Genomic DNA, 15,718 nt, shown 5'->3' on the forward strand with positions numbered 1-15,718 from the left:
ACTTTTTCTTCTTCGCTGTCTTGACCTGGCAAATCAAAATGCCAAAGTAACAAAACCACCCGGGCCATTGTAGGTAAAAACAAAATGGGACAATAAATCACGACCAATAAGAGCAATAATCCCCTGATTTTTGAGGGTCGCTCCGTACACTGATCCAAAATCAACAGCAAGCAATGTGGTGCCAGGAAAAGCAATTCGGGCGGGATATTTATTTTGTTCCTGACTTCCTTGAGGAGTATAAACACGTTGAATGCCAATCGAAGGTATTCCCAATTTCTCAACCACATCACGATCAACACATGTATTGGAGGCACCACTGTCTAAAAGGGCAATACCTGCTTGAGGTGGTGGAATTTTTTCTCCTTGTTTTCCCCATACCTCTGCAAGGCTTGTTGGGACAGAGACTTCAACATTCATGATGGGGCCCCGACTTTGCAGTGCCAACGTATTCAATTTTTTGTCTATCAGATAAAACTGATTATGGATGGGCATAAGGGGTTACTGAAAAGGCTGGTATAAAAGTTTTTGGTTCTTCTTTTAGAATCTGTTTGATGAACATTTCCTCAACTCCGAAAATTTCGATCCCCTTATCAAAAGCTTCTTTTTCAGTGGTAAAAAACCCATACGATTTTTGGCCTTTAATAAGAACAAATTGACCTTCATGGTTTTTAAGGAAATCTTCTTTCTGTTGTTCGTAAAATTTTTGTTCTTTTTCCAAACACATAATTTTTACCTTACAGCACACTTTATTTGGAGTCAATTGCTCCCCAAAAATTGTTAGAAAATTTTAAAAACTTTCCACCTTAAATCCATCTCATTCTGATAATGGGTCAAAATATATATACATAAATACTCTCTTTTCACTCCCATCCAGCTATTTTTTAAATAAATATAATTAAATCAAATACTTATAATGTTGTGTTCTCTGAAAATAGTGGCACACGTCTTGCTTTATCAAAAGACCATGAGCTTTAAAGGGGTTCGTCCATTTTTACTTTTTATATTCCTGGCAAGCACCATGGGTTGTGCCGGTGGAGCTGGCATACCCGGAGGTGGGGCCACGGATGACGGCGGAGCCGGTAGTGAAGATCCTAAGCTTCCGGATAGCCCAGGCTCTTCAACTCCTCCAATTAGTTTTCCCATTCCTTCAGCCAAAGGAAACGCCAGTGCTCTTGTCGCCTACGGTTGTGATTCCGGTTCAGCTTGTCCTGTAACTGGAACCAGCGATGCGGCTAAAGTGGCTTTCACTCAAGATTCGACTTTGATTGGTCAATACAAACAAAAATTTAATTACATGTTGGCCACTGCATCACCCAAGCCTCCATTACCAATACCATTACCTCCCCTATTAAAAAATATTCTCTCGCCCTTCATTCCCAGTGTGAACGCTGAAGACTTTGGACCCAATATTGAGGCAGCCAATGCAGCGGATGCTAACGCTGTCCCTTTGTGCGAAAGGCCGGGGATTTTTTGTGCTGATGTAGTAAATGGGGAATTTGAAGCGTTTCCTCTTGGCACCAACGACAGCACCTTTTACTATGTGGCAACGGATGGCGTGCAGGCGTTGGGGGATGAAAAACAAATAAGCCCAAACAAACAATTGCTCTACTTCATGGACCAACCCCAAGCGTTGACTCAAGGCAACACAACACAGGCAAGCGAAAATATTGGAGAAAAGAAAAGTGCTTATGCTTCTGCAGGTGGGTACGGGAAGCAGGTCGATTTTGTAAAGGAAGATGGCGCGGACCCACGGATTATGGTCGTTGGCAATTATCGTGAACGATACAACGGCTTTGAAGCGGGAAATGAAATCGCTTTTGATGCGGTTAATAATCTCATGTCCACCGATTTTTTGGATGGTGTGGGCGTGTTGCCGTTGCAAGATAATATTTTTGTGGATGTGGGGGCTTTGGCTAGTGTGGATGGGACTGAGAGCTACAAACATCTGAAATACACTTGGGATAATTCACTCAGATTTATTACGACGCCTCAAGCGAATATTGATATGGCAGAATTCCCCGTAAGAATTTTTTCAGTTTTACATCAAGTAAATAATCTTGGGTTACTTCCAAGAGCAAATCAGCAAGTATCTGTGAATATTGATTTCGCACCTGTTAATAATTACTCTAACACTCTCGTCTATGACGTCGATTCTCATGGCTGCGGTTTGCTGATATTTGAAGACGCAGATGAAAATAAAAGAATTAAGATGGCATGTGCTCCTCAGGAAGTAAATTTTGTCCGAATGGACCAACTTTATCCTGAATTTGGTAGTGACCAACCCTTACAAGGTGTAAATGAAAATACCCGTTTTGATGATTTAATTATTTATGATGAGTCATCGGATAACGCCAATATCATTCAGGGCAAGGCTCTTTTAGTCGACAGTGGGAATCATCAGTTGTGGCAAATTTCATATCACAATCCTCAACAACGTCTTCGCGCCAGAGACCCAGCTTGGATTCATGCTGATCTTATTGACGCCAACTCCATCCCCATGGGTGCGGCACTCAAATCATTTACCATTACTCCTGATAGAAAATATTTATTTGCCGTGAATGAAGACGAAGACAAAGTGGTTGCCTTTAAATTAAAAGATGAAAACAACAAGGCTTTGGACATTGCCACCATCCGCAACAGTAAAACGGATGTGACGATCAAAGATAAAATCAATTGGAACCCTGACAACGAAGGGAAAATCCAACCCAATGCTTTAACGATTCAAAAAGTAGATGATACCCACGAATATCTAGTGGTTGGCTCACAAGCATTAAAGGGCAGTGTGTGGTTTGATTTAAAGCCCATCAAAGATCAAGTCACAGCCAAAGTGCAACCAGCACCTGCACCTTCGCCCGTTGTGAAAGCACCTGTTGTGGACTGTGCTGCACTCAAAACACAACTTTTACAAACCAAGGATGCATCGACCTATTCCACATTGAAAGCTCAATACCTTGCGGCAGGGTGTAAGTGATTTGTTGCTTCGTCATTCCCGCGAAGGCGGGAATCCATGGATCCCCGACAAAAGCTCTCGAGGATGACGGTTGTGGCAAAATATTTTTTAATGAAAATTTATTGAGCAGGCTGGGTATCAGCACGGAAGTACATCACACCACCATCATCAGTAACCCCAATACCATCATCTTCGCCATCGCCGTTCCAATCCACAGACTCCAACGTATTACCTAAGCGTTGGACACCATCGGAAGCTTCAATGGTACCAACAGCCGCTTGTTCCGCCCATTGGGGGCCTTGCAAACCTTGGTCATAAACAAACAGACACCCCGTTACGTTATTGCCTTGAGGTGGCAGATATTCCGAAGCTGCCACAACCATTTTGTAGATGGGTCTTGTTATGGGGTTGTTTTGATTATCTCGACCTACTTCTCGATGACCAACAACTACAGGTGCAATTCCTTTGCGACCAAACTGGCCATTTTCTTGGGTGGCTGATAAAACTGCACTCTGTGCCACCTGCATAGCTGGATTACTGGTAATTTGAATGATCTGACTAATAGTGTAGTTGCCGCCAGGCTGAATATCCCCACGAGCCAAGGCAGCTCGGATACCTTCACCGGGAATAACAAATGTTTCACCCGCACCGCCTTGCATATTCTGGTTTACCGAAACAGAACGATTAGGGGATGAAAGAACAATATCAGGGATGCCATCTCCTGTGTAATCATAAACGGAAGTGGATAATCCCAAGAGGTCTCCTCGATTGTCCTGGGTTATGGTAAACACACCAACTCCCTGAGGATTGGATAGATCGACAGAACTTGGCATATTTCTTTGGCCAATAACAAAATAAATTCTTCCACGATCAGAAGCTAAAATAAAATCACGATAGTCATTACTGGTAATATTTGGGGTAGAAACTTCACGACACATATTGGTAGCATTCAGCAAAAAATCATAAAATTCAATGGCAGGGAATTCACCATTTTCAACCTGAATCACTACCTCATTCAAAGTTTTCATTGTTGATCCATCATTGAGAACATCTTTGGGAGCTATCAAGCAATAATCATTATTTCCAGCCGCATACGAAGTGTAATCTCTCCCATTGCCAAAAACATCGCCGAGATCCTTAAGTTGATCGCCAAGAGGTACATTGTGAAGACCGGCTAAGTATTTCATTTCAGCTTGTCTTAGACCTTGCTCGTTAAGCATATCTACAGTTGGGGTTACGATAGTTTGTTCGTTTTCATTAATATTGAACAATCCTGAACCACCAACGGCAATCAAATAACCAACTCCACCAATATCTGCACTCCCTGGGCTCCCTATCAATAAATCTTTAATTCCATCACCTGTCATATCCATGGCCGTAACCGAACCGAATCCACCAGGAAGTTCCCACGAACTAAATACAATATTCGCCGCAGCTTCCAAAGAAAGACGCTGCCCACTGGCACAACGTTGCTGAATATTCATGATGACATAAGCCATGCCATCGTCAGGGCGATTGACCGCCAAATCTTGATGCCCATCGTTGTTAAAATCCCCCATCGCAAATTGGCTTTCGCCGGAGAGTTGTGGAAACACTTTGCACATTTGATCCAAAGTAATCGGCTGGTCAAACACCGAAGGCGGCGGAGGTGGTGGGAGCGTGTGGCATTCTGCATCACATTGTTCTCCACCATCGCATTGCTCATCGGGAGCATTTACCTGTCCATCACCACAGAATGGATCGGGCTGTTCAGGGATGATGTTACAATTTTCGTCACAATTCGGGGTGCTGTCACATTGTTCTCCTTCATCAACATTGCCATCCCCACAAACAGGCGCAGGAGGATCAGGGGGATTACGAACAAAATCTGCAAAATTCTCTGGCAATTGAGGAAAGCGAAAGTTTTGCAAACTTTCTCGAAGCATTCTCGAAATTCTGGCTAATCTTTCTTCGCGCGATTCAAAAATCCAGGAATACCAAGACGGTAACCGGTGCGGATCATTATCAGCGCTTTTTTCACTACCACCATTACGGGCATAACTCGTAGGCCCAGATTGTTTAGGAGTTTTTGAACCAGCACTGTTCTGATCTGATTTTGTTACAACAGGAACTTTAAACCCAAAAAAGAGAGGAATTGAAACAACTTCATAAGAATCGACCGGCTTTTTTTCTGCGGATTTTTTTTCTTCTTTGGCAGGCGTGGATTTTTGGGCAGCAGCTAACGCACTTGCTTCAGCAACTTTCTGTTTAACAGCATTGATGGCGTCGAAGACTCCCATAAAAATTCTTTCAAAAAAATTACCTCAAAACCTTCATCACCGCTTTCTATTATCGGCAGAAAATCCAATTTGTTACGCCCAAAAACACCTTTGGGTTGACACTTGCGCCTTTTCATCTTTTCTGTCAATAAAAAACTCATTAAAAACAGGTAGATGGCATAATATTGACAAGATCAAAAAAGAAGTGCTCTTTTTGGCTGAAAGCCATTCTGGATAACCCTTGAAATTTATAAGATTTATGTCAATAAATCAGCCTTCTTAACCTCTTGAAAAGCACACAAATATGAAAACTAAAAACCTATTTTTTACCGTACTTCTTTTATTGATTTCCGTTGGTACCGGCTACGCCAAAAACGAACCTGTCTCATTTATCCCTGCATCACCACCCCCGGAAGGATATGCCTTGGTTTATGTTTGCCGACTGAAAGCACTCCCCATGGGCGGCAGGGCCAATGTCATGGTAGACAAGCGATCCATCGTGAAAATTTCCAACCACGAATACACATGGTTTTATTTGAAAGAAGGCCCTCATCGGATGAAAATCAGGTGGAGTGCTTTGTCAAACATCCCTAACTTGGAATTTAACTTTCCAACGAAAAGTCAGCAGACTTATTTCTTGAAAATTACCACAGGGGCCGGATTCAACCTATTTGGTGGCAATACCCAAGCCTCTGTCCAAGGAGTGGATGAAACAACTGCCTTGCAGGAATTGACCGAAATCCGGTCTTATGAACCTGCAAACATTCAGAAGGTGGATTAACTTCTATCCAGTTCCATGTCCTTTTTCGATTTGACTCTTTCATGAGTTTGCTGGACGGTTGGATTGTATCGAGGAATTTTTTCGGGATTAATTCTTAATTCCAGTGCTGCTTCCTTCGGATTTTCCCTCGTCATGGCTTCCGGAAGTTTCGCCCTATCATTGGTGTAAATTTTTACTTCTTGTCGAGCTCGACTAATGGCCACGTAGTAGTTGTCCTGGGCTGAGGTCAGACTTTTAGTGTCTGCTTCAATGAGAACTTTTTCACAGGTTTTACCCTGCGCCGCATGAACGGTGGAGCAATAGCCATAATCCATGTGCAGAGGTTTGCTGCCAGTGATTTTGACCACATGGCCATTCTCTTTTTGGATATGCAGAGTCTTATCCAAATCCACCTTAACAACTCGTGCCCGTTCACCATTATCAAAATTTTTCTGCGGATCATTCCTCGTAAACCGAATCATATCCCCCTGAGAGATTTCTCGTTGGTTTATCTGGTAAACGCCCACTTTGTTTTTATGTCGAGGGTACCATTTTATGCGAGAGCCATCCTCCTTTTGAAGGATGACATAGGAATTTTTAATTTCTTTAATAATGGCCTGACTTCCTTTCTTGAGTTTGAGGGTGGAATAATTTCTTTCAGGAACGATGATATCCCCAATCTTGTAACTGCGGATTTCCTTAATCTGAGCTTTGGTAAAAGCTTTATCCTGTAAAACGGGAACCAGATTGCCTTTCCCATGAAATCCCAGATTTTGTCTGACCTGTTGGTTGATTGAATCTTTAGCCCGATTGGTTCCTGATACAATGAGCGTTTCTTTTTGTTCATGCTTGGTGAGTTCCGTGTAGTCCTTGGCAATCTGGGCGTGTCTTGCTTCTTCATTTTGAATTTCGGTAATGGATTTGTCCAAAACAGCAATTGATTGAACGATCTCGCCGCGGGCTGCCAGCTCCACAGCTTTTTTGAGTTCAGGTTCTTTTTGGCGTTGAATCTCGCTCATACCTGCTGTTGGCATTCCATGAGCTTGAAGTTGAGCGAAAGGTTTTCCGGCCTCAACCGCTTTTAGCTGCTGGGTATCTCCTACCAGCACTACTTTGGCCTGATAGTGAAAAGCCGTTCTAAAAACAGCTTCCATTTGCTTGGAAGACACCATGCCTGCTTCATCGATCACCAACACAGTTTTTGAATTTATCTTTTTTTGCCTCTCCGGAACTTGGAAGGCAGATATCGTCATACTTTCCATTCCTGTTTTGGATAATTCCTTGGTAGCCGAAGTGCTAGGGGCCAGTCCTACCATTTGATAACCCTGTTTGTGGGCCAGCTCATTTGTGGCTTTGAGCATGAAGGTCTTTCCGGTCCCCGCCAAGCCTTGGATGCCCACAGCCCAGGTCGAACTTGTTAAAATCAATTGAGAGGCCTTTTTTTGTTCCTCATTAAGCTTGGACTCTTCCAGAAATTTATCGACCTGTTGCGGACCAAAAATAGACCGATTAAAGGCCCGGCCCCTTTGCTCCATTTGAAGGGTCATTTGTTCTCGCTTGATCGCTTCAGGGGTAGTGATACGTTCTCCAAACTGCAAGAGAAGGCCTTCTTTGAGTCTTCGATCAATCTCAAATTGAATTTCTTTGAATGTATTATAGCGAACACCGTGTTGAAGAGCTGTCCGCAAAAACTGGCTTTGAGTAATCACTGATTGTCTTTCCAGGAGATGATCTAGGGCAAATTGGACGCCATTGTGAGCCAGTGAGAGATTATTGATTTTTTGGGGCTTTAATTTTTGTTGGTAATGGATCTTTGATTCCAGACTTTTTTCTTTCCAATGTTCTTTTAGAAATTGGCGGTCCACATCGGTTTTTCTTTGCCGAGTGGCGATAGTGATAAGCTGCTTTTCTTGAGGGGAGGCTGACTCGCGGGTTTTACCGCCTTTTTTTAAAATCTCCTCGATGGCCTGACTCCGGCTACTGAAACTTTCAATTTGACTATCGGTAATGTGCCCGAGTTCGAAGCGGCCATCTTGGTGAGTGACACGTACTTCATACCCAAGATTTTGAACCTCACGGGCTAACTCTGCCCTATAGAGCACCCCCATCAGCATTTTCTGACGGTAAAAAAGCTCGTTATCCATGGCCCTCCACTTGCCGTCTTCCCTCTGGGTGAGGTTTAAGACCACGCAATGAGTATGAAGCTGTGGATCACAAGCACGGCTGAGCTCGTGTCTAAACGTTGCGGCTAGCATATTCCGGGTGGGGACCTTCTTTAATTCGCCATCAACCATTCGCCGGTAGGTAACTAAAGTTTCCGCGTATTTTAATGCTTGGGTCACGGCGCGGTCATGGGCATCAATCAAAGCATAATCCCCGGCGATAAGCGCTTGCATGGATACTGATTTAGGGGCGCTAAAGGTTAAATCGGTGCCTCCCCGGCGGCCTTGAGTGTTTTCCTTGATGGTTTCACCGTTAGGTAGAATACCGGCCAAAAGGTTTTTAAACTTATCCTGTTGAATTTCTCCCTGAAGGTTTAACGCTGTTGCGGCTTTACCTTGCCACTGGCTTGGACTTTTATCCTTGGTGTAATAATCATCGGCCTTTTCATAGTATCGGCTGGCATCATCATTCCCGCTGACATTGGCAATACTGAGCATACTTACTCCTGAAAGGGTTGGGTGACTGTGGGCAGATCAATGGGTTTAAGTTCGACTCGGGCAATGGGATAGTCTCCGGCAAAACTTAAATAACCCGATAAAGGTGGTAAATTAGTAATCTCGCTGGGAAGAACGATCCGCTCCTTGACCCGCTGTTTGACCTCGGTTTTCTGGCGGCCTTGGCGAGTTTGAGTCGTGGATGTTTGGATTCTTTCCAAATCCTGTTCGCCCAGACCACGGCTAAAATCCTCAGCTGTCTGGGAATCGCTGGAAGTTCCCCCCAATATCAAAAGATTGCTAAAGCAGGAACGCAGGACAATGGCTTTCTCACGGCCATAAAGATGGTCCAATTGAGCTGTCGATTGAAGGCCTGTAACAATGCGCAAGCCATGCTTGCGGCCCTTTGTGAGAGCAGCCTCCAAGCTATTCAGCCTTTCAAGAGAGGCCAGCTCGTCAATAATGATCCATATGCGCCGATTGTCACTGGGCGGCAGGCTTAAGATGGATGTACAAAGGATGTCCAACCAGGTGGAAATAAGCGGGCGTAAAGCATCCGCCATATCCTCACGCCATGTGATGAAGAGGTTTCCCGCATTGTCGTTTTTTAACCATTCCCTAAGGGAAAAATTACCGGGTTTAAGGTATTGATGAGGGGCAATATGCTTGGCAATGATGAACCGAACACTGGCCGCGGCTTTATCAGCCCCCGAAATAAACTGGCCTGCGGCCGCTGTGTCAGCGAGAAACTCTTTTAATTCTTCCTGTGGTTTGACGGTCAGCCAATCTGCTAATTCCTTCGTGTCGTACTTGCGGTTCAAAAATAGCTTTTTGGTCGTTTCTGCACAAAGGAGTTGAGCATACTCATGCCACTCGCGATCATGGGATGAAATGGGGGGTGGGATGATCGACCTGGCATAACGCATATGGTCGTACACCGAACTCATTTCATTAAAAATCGACCAACCTTCACCTCTTAAGTCAAAGGGATTGAGGATTACATCCCCCTTTTTGAAGAAATGGGAAACGAAGTCACCGTTTGGATCTGTGATAATCACGCGATCCCCACGTGGGATGATCCGAGTCAACATTTCCTTAATGGCGACAGTCTTGCCGGTACCGGTACGGCCACCAATCAGAAAATGAAGCGTTTCTAACGAAGTGGGGATGGGGACATCTGCAATCGTGATTTGAGATTGCCGCTTCTTCAAAGTATATCGTTTAAGCTTCTCAGTTCTTACAATATCGGCGCCGCGGATGTGATGGCGAGACTTCAAACTACTAGGAACATGGTTTTCATACAGCCACAGCAGAAAGAGGCCCAATGCAAAACCTGCCAACCCACTGGCAACAGTCAACCAGGTGAAACTTTGAGTTTTGACCAACTGAGGGATGATGTGAAAAAGGCTAGTCAATGAGAAGTGGGACAAGTCGAAGTAAAAGTAGGAAATGGCAAACAGTAAAATGATGCCCGTGGCAACGGACAGTCCGACATAAAGAAATATTCGTTCGAGGTTATGTTTGCTCATATGATTTTTGTCCTTTCTTTTCCAAATCGCTTATCCAGATTTTCATCCACCTTCTTTAAGACCTGCGCATTCCGCTCAAAAAAGAACTCGCGGAGTAAAAGCAAGACTTCAACGATCAAGGGGTAAAGGCCTGAGTCGTTTGATTCATTTTTTAAATTTTGTGATTGAGGTGGTGGACCGGCTTGCGATGTTTCCAAATTTTTAGATTCTAAAAGTTTTCGACGCAAAACTTCCGCGACGCTTGATTTATACTTTGCGGCCTCATCACGAAGTTCGGCCAAAATTTCACCTGGGAGAAAAGTAGTAAATTTTTTCTTCATAAAAATGTCCTCTTTTGTCCTCTTCAAAAACTTATAGTTCTTGCTAGGTTATCTGTCAGCGGACAAAAGAGGACATTTTAGGAAGGCTTTAAAAATGAGCGGATTTGAGAATAAACAAACGATTTCAATGACATCCCAATGCAACGAAACTTGCGTCAGGTGTGTACGGATTTTTAAAGGGGGCGTAGCCCAACTTCCTTTAAGGCAAAATCCGAGGAACTAACAAAAACGGGCCAACCAAAAACAGGAGGAGAAAATGAGTATCAGCAAAGAACAAATACTAGCCAAACGAAAACGATTAGAAATTCAGAAAGCAAAAGATGAGGTCAAATCACAAGCGATTCGCTTACGATTAAGAAAGGCGGCGCAAAAACTCATCGCGCTTTCAAAGCAAGTTGAAAATGAAAGGAAGATGGTTTTGGGCGGGTTCTATTTGAGCAAAGCAAATACAGACCCAAGTTTTAAAACGATGCTTGAAGCAGAGATTGCCGCAAGCTCACTCGGGGATTATGAGAAGAGCCTCTTTGCCGTCCCAAAAGAAACGACTGCCAAGTAAAGCACTTCCCCTCGCACCTTAAGTGCAAAGGGAAATGAGGCCTTCACGAACAAGAGAAACGATTTCATCTTTCTCCATTTGCTGGCCATAGGTGATAAGAGTCAACACATCGGCTTTCTCCAAGCCGAATTCGTCTTGGGCCTGGTCGCAATAGCCCACTCGATTCAAGTTGGAGCCGAGCCACTGAAGTAAGTCATGGGTGTAAATATCAGCTTCCAGCCTGACATCATCGATATCGGCATTGTCACAACCAGCAAAGGCATAAAGGGCATCAAGGATGGTTTCATAACGAAAATCATCCGGCATGAAATCCCCATGGGCTTTATGGATGAGATCCACAAGTTCATCGGGAGCATTGTCTTTGAGGACATAGACTTCATGTTTGTTACCCTCACGAACGATGGTCTTGAAATATTGGGAGAACTGATCGGCTTTGGAAGCTATTTGTTGATTAAGTTGGTTCATATAAACTTTCTTTAATTGGATGAAAAGGGGGAGAGGTCATTCTCCCCCTGGTTCATTTAGGCTGCTTGTTGTTTAGATTTTCTGTCTCGGATTTGAAGTTTTCCGTTAAGAGGTACCGAATCAAGGATCACGTTAATCGATCCATCTTGGTTGATAAAACCCACCCCGACCTTAATCCATTGAGTAAAGCCCTTGTCGGCTGTTTCTTTGATTACGAAAACGTCTTTGATTTTGATTGTTTGATTTTCCATTTTATTTTTCCTTTTTTTTGGAACCGTCATTGGTTCCACCAGCCAAACCAATGACGATACAAAAAAGGTTGCCGATCTTTGAGGAGGGATAAGGGCATGCCACTCAAGGCCTGTGACAGCCCCAAGGGGGATGGCGCAGGTCTTGAAATGCCCCCCGACGAAAAGAAAATCGGCAACCGGAAATGAAAAATAAAATGGAAAATCAAAAACGAGGTGGGGTGTCACTTAAATAACAGCCGACAAATACGTTGAAGAGATTAAGATGGGGAATGTACCAAGATGGGGCCATCCTCAACGCTGAATTCGGGGCCACTCCGGGCGCGGCCTACATTTAGGAAAAATCGAAACAGAAAATCACTCAACAACTTAAATGAACGGGGGATAATTTCCAGTTCCTCCCTCAGCCATTTTGATTTGACACACCAGGATATGCATCCATGCATCAATTGAAGCATGGATGCAGTAAACGGAGCGTCAATATGACGCAGAACAACGACTCATAGCGTCATAACATTATGATTTTAAAAGATTTTTTAGATAAAACGTATTGACAAACTCATTCCAAGAGAGCTAGAAATTTTACATGGCTATCAAAAACTTCACTCTTGGAGAAGCCATCCAGACCATCCGGTCTAAATTTAAAATTTCACAACATAAACTAGCAGAACTTGTCGGCGTTCGTATCACCACCGTTTCTCGTTGGGAACGGAATCAAGGAACTGAAGATATGAAACTGAAGCATTTTTTAAAAATTGCAGAGGTAACTCACACAACGCCATTTGAATTATTGGAAATTTTTGGAGAAACAAATTTGCAAATTGAACATCAAGTGAATGATCAAAAATTATGACAAATATAGAACTTGAAAATGAGGAAAAAGTAGGGCCTTATGGCGAACGGATCTTTGACAATCCACTCGCACTTTTAAGCCTTAAATTAAAACATAAGGTCTTAGAAAAGGAAGACGTCGCCTTCATTTTTGATGTGTCTGTAAAGACCATCAGCCGGATGATGGCCGACGACTCCTTGCCATTCCACTACGTTGGCAACAAGCCACGCTTCTACTTAGATGAAGTGATCACGGCATTTCGGAATGACTCCTTAAACCTCGAAAGGAGAAACTCCCATGATAAGAAAAATAACCAATATAGATGGAACGGTGCGGTACCAGGCCAGAGTAACGGTTCTGGGCCAAAGACTCTTCAAGAAATTCGAGACGCGGCAGGCCGCGGCCGAATGGGTTAACAAAATGAGGTTCAAACGTGACACTAAAACGCCATGCTTTCAGAAGGTCATAATTGACGATATGTTCAACCATTACCTTGAGAATGCCAAGAACAAGGGAAATGCAATATCAACAATTAAAAGGGCAATCTGCACCTTTAAAACCCATCTAAAGCCGTTTTACAACGATGGCGACATGGCTAAAGTGACCATTCAAGAACACCAAGCTCTGATTAGCTGTTTGCGTAAAAAAAAGGTCAAAAAGAAACCCACTGAAGAATTCCCAATGGGTAAGACCTTCTCTAACGCATCAGTAAATCGTTGCCGAACTTTAATGGCCACCATGTTCAATTTGGCCATCACCCAACAAACTTTTGGGAATGCGTTCACAATGAACCCTTTTCTCGCCATTACTCCGATGAAAGAGATGAATAATCGGTACAAGTATTGGGATGCTACAAGCATTCACCAATTCTTGAAGAGTGAACAAGACTCACATTATTACCCGTTATGGATTTTAATCCTTAATACAGGATTAAGAGTTGGCGAAGCAGTTGCCGTTCATGGCGAACAGGTTGATTGTTTTGCTGATATCCTGACAGTTGATCGAATATTTTGTATGGCGTCCAATAGTATTAGGCATCAGACAAAATCGTGTCAGCTAAGACAACTGGGAATAAACGATCCTGTAAAAAGGAGCTTATACCCTTTGGTCAAACATAACGGTCGGTTGTTTGTAAAAGAAGATGGCGACCTATTACGCTCTGATTACTTAATCAAGACAGTTTTCCCACGAGCCTGTAAGAAAGCAGGGGTAAAATGTATTGGGCTTCACGGCTTGAGACATACCTATGCTTCTCATTACATGATGAATGGGGGAAACCTTTATGACCTACAAAAATTTTTGGGTCATTCAAACATTAGTACAACGGAGCGATATGCACATTTTTCTAGGCTTCATATTCAGAAGCAATCCAACATTGTTGGATTTGAGGGAAATGTGATTAGGGTCGATTTTAAACAACAGGAGGCTGCTTTATGAGGGGTGGGGTGCTGTGAGGGGTGCCGCGAGATTTAACATCTCGCGACACCGAACACGCAACCTTACGAAATTACATAAGGTTTTTTGTGGCAGGGGGCGGATTTGAACCGCCGACCAATGGCTTATGAGTCCACTGCTCTACCAACTGAGCTACCCTGCCGGAAAAAAAGTTGGGTGTATTTAAAATAGAGCTATCGGGGATGCAAGTATTTTGATTATTTTGGCTGAATCACCAACAACAAGCTATCTTGTTTTTTAAGCGTGTCGGTATAGCCCTTGTCACGCAACAAGAAGGCGGCCAGGATTTCTTCCCTTCCATCCCCATCCCAGTCAACCAAGGTAAAATCGGAAATAGCGCCATCTAACCGCGGCGAATTCCATTCCTCCTGAAACCCGTACCCCGTCCACAACACACGCACCATCTGGCTGTTTTTAACCGAGGGCACAGCCCCAATCACATTTTTTAAATATCCTTCGTTCTTGATCAAATAAAGTTTCCACGGATCTCCTTTGACAGGTTCATTCAAATTCTTTCGGGGTAATTTTTTAGGAGAAACACACACTCCGTAAACAAGCACGGGCTCAGGGCTGACGGGTTCCGGACAAAGAGCATTCTCCAAGCCCTGGGAATCAACGGGGGACTTTAAGGACCAAAAAGAGGAATTGGACTCAAAGCTCACTGGCACATAAAAACGCTGATTTTCCACTTGGCCAAAGGGATTGGCAACAACACGCTTTAAAAAATAAACAGCGCCCCCATAGCTGGGGCTGGAAGTCCATTTCGTTTTCCATTTCGTTTTTTGAGATGTATCTACTTTTTTCCCAAAATGGACCAGATTTCCCAGATCATTTAAATAAAGAAAACCATCTGAAGAAATTTCCTTTGAAAAAAATCCTTGAAGCGAAAAAAGAGGAATGGCCTTTCCCGACAATCCACCGGGAAGAAAAAAAATCTCCCCTTTTTGCAAGGCTTTCCCCTTTAATTCCAGTTTAAAAACAGGGCCCGTAAAATCGTCCAATCCCAAACTATTTTGCCCCACGGCCTGCTTTTTACCCTCCCATTCAATCACGTTCACAAAAAAGGGAGCTTCGGCCTTTTGAATAATTTGCTTATTTTCAACTTGAAGGACGACCGAAAGAGGCCTTCCCTTTCGAAACCCCGCAATCAAGATTTCTTCAACGCCATCCCCTTCAAAATCATAAAGCCCCAGCTTAATCCATTCATTATCAGGTAAGTTGTTATATTCTATTAACTTAGATATCTTCTCTTCATTTTTTTCATAAATAACCAAATGATGGGGACTTAAAGTAACGAGGGCTGGTTTTTCATCTTTAAGAACAGGACCTACCCGTACACCCACCAAAGTTTCGGAAATACGGTCCGAAGACCAAAGAGTGGCCGGATAATAGGCATGAGTTTTAAAAGAGAAGAAAAAACAAGTAATTCCAACAAGAAATGCTCGAATAAAAAGATACATCGAAAACTTTCATACCTTAAAAAGAGGGAATGGTCAAAAAAATACCTCTCGTAAGGCCAAAAAAATTAAGCTAAAATAAGCACTTAGAAATGGGGGTGTCTAAACCCCTCATTTTAAATGCAAAACAACTCTCATGGCTGCCTCACCCGATAATAACTATGAGAGGAAGTAAAAAGTAAAACAGCGCCACAGGCGCGTTGAGGGGGAGGCTCCAGCGGCTTTGCCGAT

General features: G+C 43.4%; 16 protein-coding genes, 1 tRNA gene and 1 pseudogene (1 of these 18 running past the window's edge). 8 read left to right on the forward strand and 10 right to left on the reverse strand.

What is annotated here, in order from left to right; genetic code table 11:
- Positions 1-33: 33 nt before the first annotated feature.
- The gene (locus A2048_05420; protein ID OGP10899.1) at positions 34-492 is read right to left on the reverse strand and encodes a hypothetical protein; all 459 of its coding nucleotides are present in this window, start codon (positions 490-492) and stop codon (positions 34-36) included.
- Positions 479-724: a hypothetical protein gene (locus A2048_05425; protein OGP10900.1), complete on the reverse strand. Its 246-nt coding sequence runs from the start codon at positions 722-724 to the stop codon at positions 479-481. Before A2048_05425 ends, A2048_05420 begins: the two co-directional genes overlap by 14 nt.
- A gap of 240 nt (positions 725-964) precedes the next feature.
- Between A2048_05425 and A2048_05430 the strand changes: the two genes are divergently transcribed.
- Positions 965-2,971, forward strand: coding sequence for a hypothetical protein (locus tag A2048_05430; protein ID OGP10901.1), 2,007 nt, complete (start codon positions 965-967; stop codon positions 2,969-2,971).
- A gap of 98 nt (positions 2,972-3,069) precedes the next feature.
- On the opposite strand, the gene A2048_05435 is transcribed toward A2048_05430, so the two are convergent.
- A complete protein-coding gene (locus A2048_05435) occupies positions 3,070-5,229 on the reverse strand; it encodes a hypothetical protein (protein OGP10902.1) in 2,160 nt (719 codons plus the stop codon).
- On the opposite strand from A2048_05435, the gene A2048_05440 reads away from it, so the two are divergent.
- Both A2048_05440 and A2048_05445 read left to right on the forward strand, forming a co-directional pair.
- Positions 5,210-5,446, forward strand: coding sequence for a hypothetical protein (locus tag A2048_05440; GenBank protein OGP10903.1), 237 nt, complete (start codon positions 5,210-5,212; stop codon positions 5,444-5,446). The two genes, A2048_05435 and A2048_05440, sit on opposite strands and share 20 nt — an antisense overlap.
- A gap of 66 nt (positions 5,447-5,512) precedes the next feature.
- Complete coding sequence (locus A2048_05445; GenBank protein ID OGP10904.1) at positions 5,513-5,989, forward strand: hypothetical protein; 477 nt, start codon at positions 5,513-5,515, stop codon at positions 5,987-5,989.
- Here A2048_05445 and A2048_05450 read toward each other — a convergent pair.
- From A2048_05450 to A2048_05460, 3 genes are read right to left on the reverse strand one after another with little or no spacing between them, the layout of a single operon-like run.
- Positions 5,986-8,628, reverse strand: a complete 2,643-nt coding sequence (locus A2048_05450) for a hypothetical protein (GenBank protein ID OGP10905.1) — start codon at positions 8,626-8,628, stop codon at positions 5,986-5,988. The genes A2048_05445 and A2048_05450 overlap by 4 nt on opposite strands.
- A 2-nt stretch (positions 8,629-8,630) precedes the next feature.
- On the reverse strand, positions 8,631-10,154 hold the full coding sequence (locus A2048_05455) for a hypothetical protein (protein ID OGP10906.1): 1,524 nt from the start codon (positions 10,152-10,154) through the stop codon (positions 8,631-8,633).
- Complete coding sequence (locus A2048_05460; protein ID OGP10907.1) at positions 10,151-10,474, reverse strand: hypothetical protein; 324 nt, start codon at positions 10,472-10,474, stop codon at positions 10,151-10,153. The genes A2048_05455 and A2048_05460 overlap by 4 nt, the downstream gene beginning before the upstream one ends.
- A gap of 256 nt (positions 10,475-10,730) precedes the next feature.
- Here A2048_05460 and A2048_05465 point away from each other — a divergent pair, with 256 nt between their 5' ends.
- On the forward strand, positions 10,731-11,030 hold the full coding sequence (locus A2048_05465; protein ID OGP10908.1) for a hypothetical protein: 300 nt from the start codon (positions 10,731-10,733) through the stop codon (positions 11,028-11,030).
- Between the two features lie 18 nt (positions 11,031-11,048).
- Here A2048_05465 and A2048_05470 read toward each other — a convergent pair whose 3' ends face one another.
- Together A2048_05470 and A2048_05475 are read right to left on the reverse strand one after the other, a co-directional pair.
- Entirely contained in the window at positions 11,049-11,495 is a 447-nt protein-coding gene (locus tag A2048_05470; GenBank protein ID OGP10909.1) for a hypothetical protein, read from the reverse strand.
- Positions 11,496-11,551: 56 nt separating this feature from the next.
- Positions 11,552-11,746, reverse strand: coding sequence for a hypothetical protein (locus A2048_05475; protein OGP10944.1), 195 nt, complete (start codon positions 11,744-11,746; stop codon positions 11,552-11,554).
- 583 nt (positions 11,747-12,329) lie between these two features.
- On the opposite strand from A2048_05475, the gene A2048_05480 reads away from it, so the two are divergent.
- The 3 genes from A2048_05480 to A2048_05490 are packed head-to-tail and all read left to right on the forward strand — an operon-like array spanning position 12,330 to position 14,012.
- Positions 12,330-12,596, forward strand: coding sequence for a hypothetical protein (locus A2048_05480; GenBank protein OGP10910.1), 267 nt, complete (start codon positions 12,330-12,332; stop codon positions 12,594-12,596).
- The gene (locus A2048_05485) at positions 12,593-12,991 is read left to right on the forward strand and encodes a hypothetical protein (protein OGP10911.1); all 399 of its coding nucleotides are present in this window, start codon (positions 12,593-12,595) and stop codon (positions 12,989-12,991) included. The genes A2048_05480 and A2048_05485 overlap by 4 nt, the downstream gene beginning before the upstream one ends.
- A 4-nt stretch (positions 12,992-12,995) precedes the next feature.
- Positions 12,996-14,012: a hypothetical protein gene (locus tag A2048_05490; GenBank protein OGP10912.1), complete on the forward strand. Its 1,017-nt coding sequence runs from the start codon at positions 12,996-12,998 to the stop codon at positions 14,010-14,012.
- 84 nt (positions 14,013-14,096) lie between these two features.
- Here A2048_05490 and A2048_05495 read toward each other — a convergent pair.
- Both A2048_05495 and A2048_05500 read right to left on the reverse strand, forming a co-directional pair.
- Positions 14,097-14,172, reverse strand: a tRNA-Met gene (locus A2048_05495).
- Between the two features lie 55 nt (positions 14,173-14,227).
- Positions 14,228-15,490, reverse strand: coding sequence for a hypothetical protein (locus tag A2048_05500; GenBank protein OGP10913.1), 1,263 nt, complete (start codon positions 15,488-15,490; stop codon positions 14,228-14,230).
- 220 nt (positions 15,491-15,710) lie between these two features.
- On the opposite strand from A2048_05500, the pseudogene A2048_05505 reads away from it, so the two are divergent.
- Positions 15,711-15,718 (forward strand): annotated as a pseudogene (locus tag A2048_05505) (hypothetical protein); it runs 388 nt beyond the window's last position.

The sequence above is a fragment of the Deltaproteobacteria bacterium GWA2_45_12 genome (assembly GCA_001797365.1).
GTDB lineage: Bacteria > UBA10199 > UBA10199 > UBA10199 > UBA10199 > UBA10199.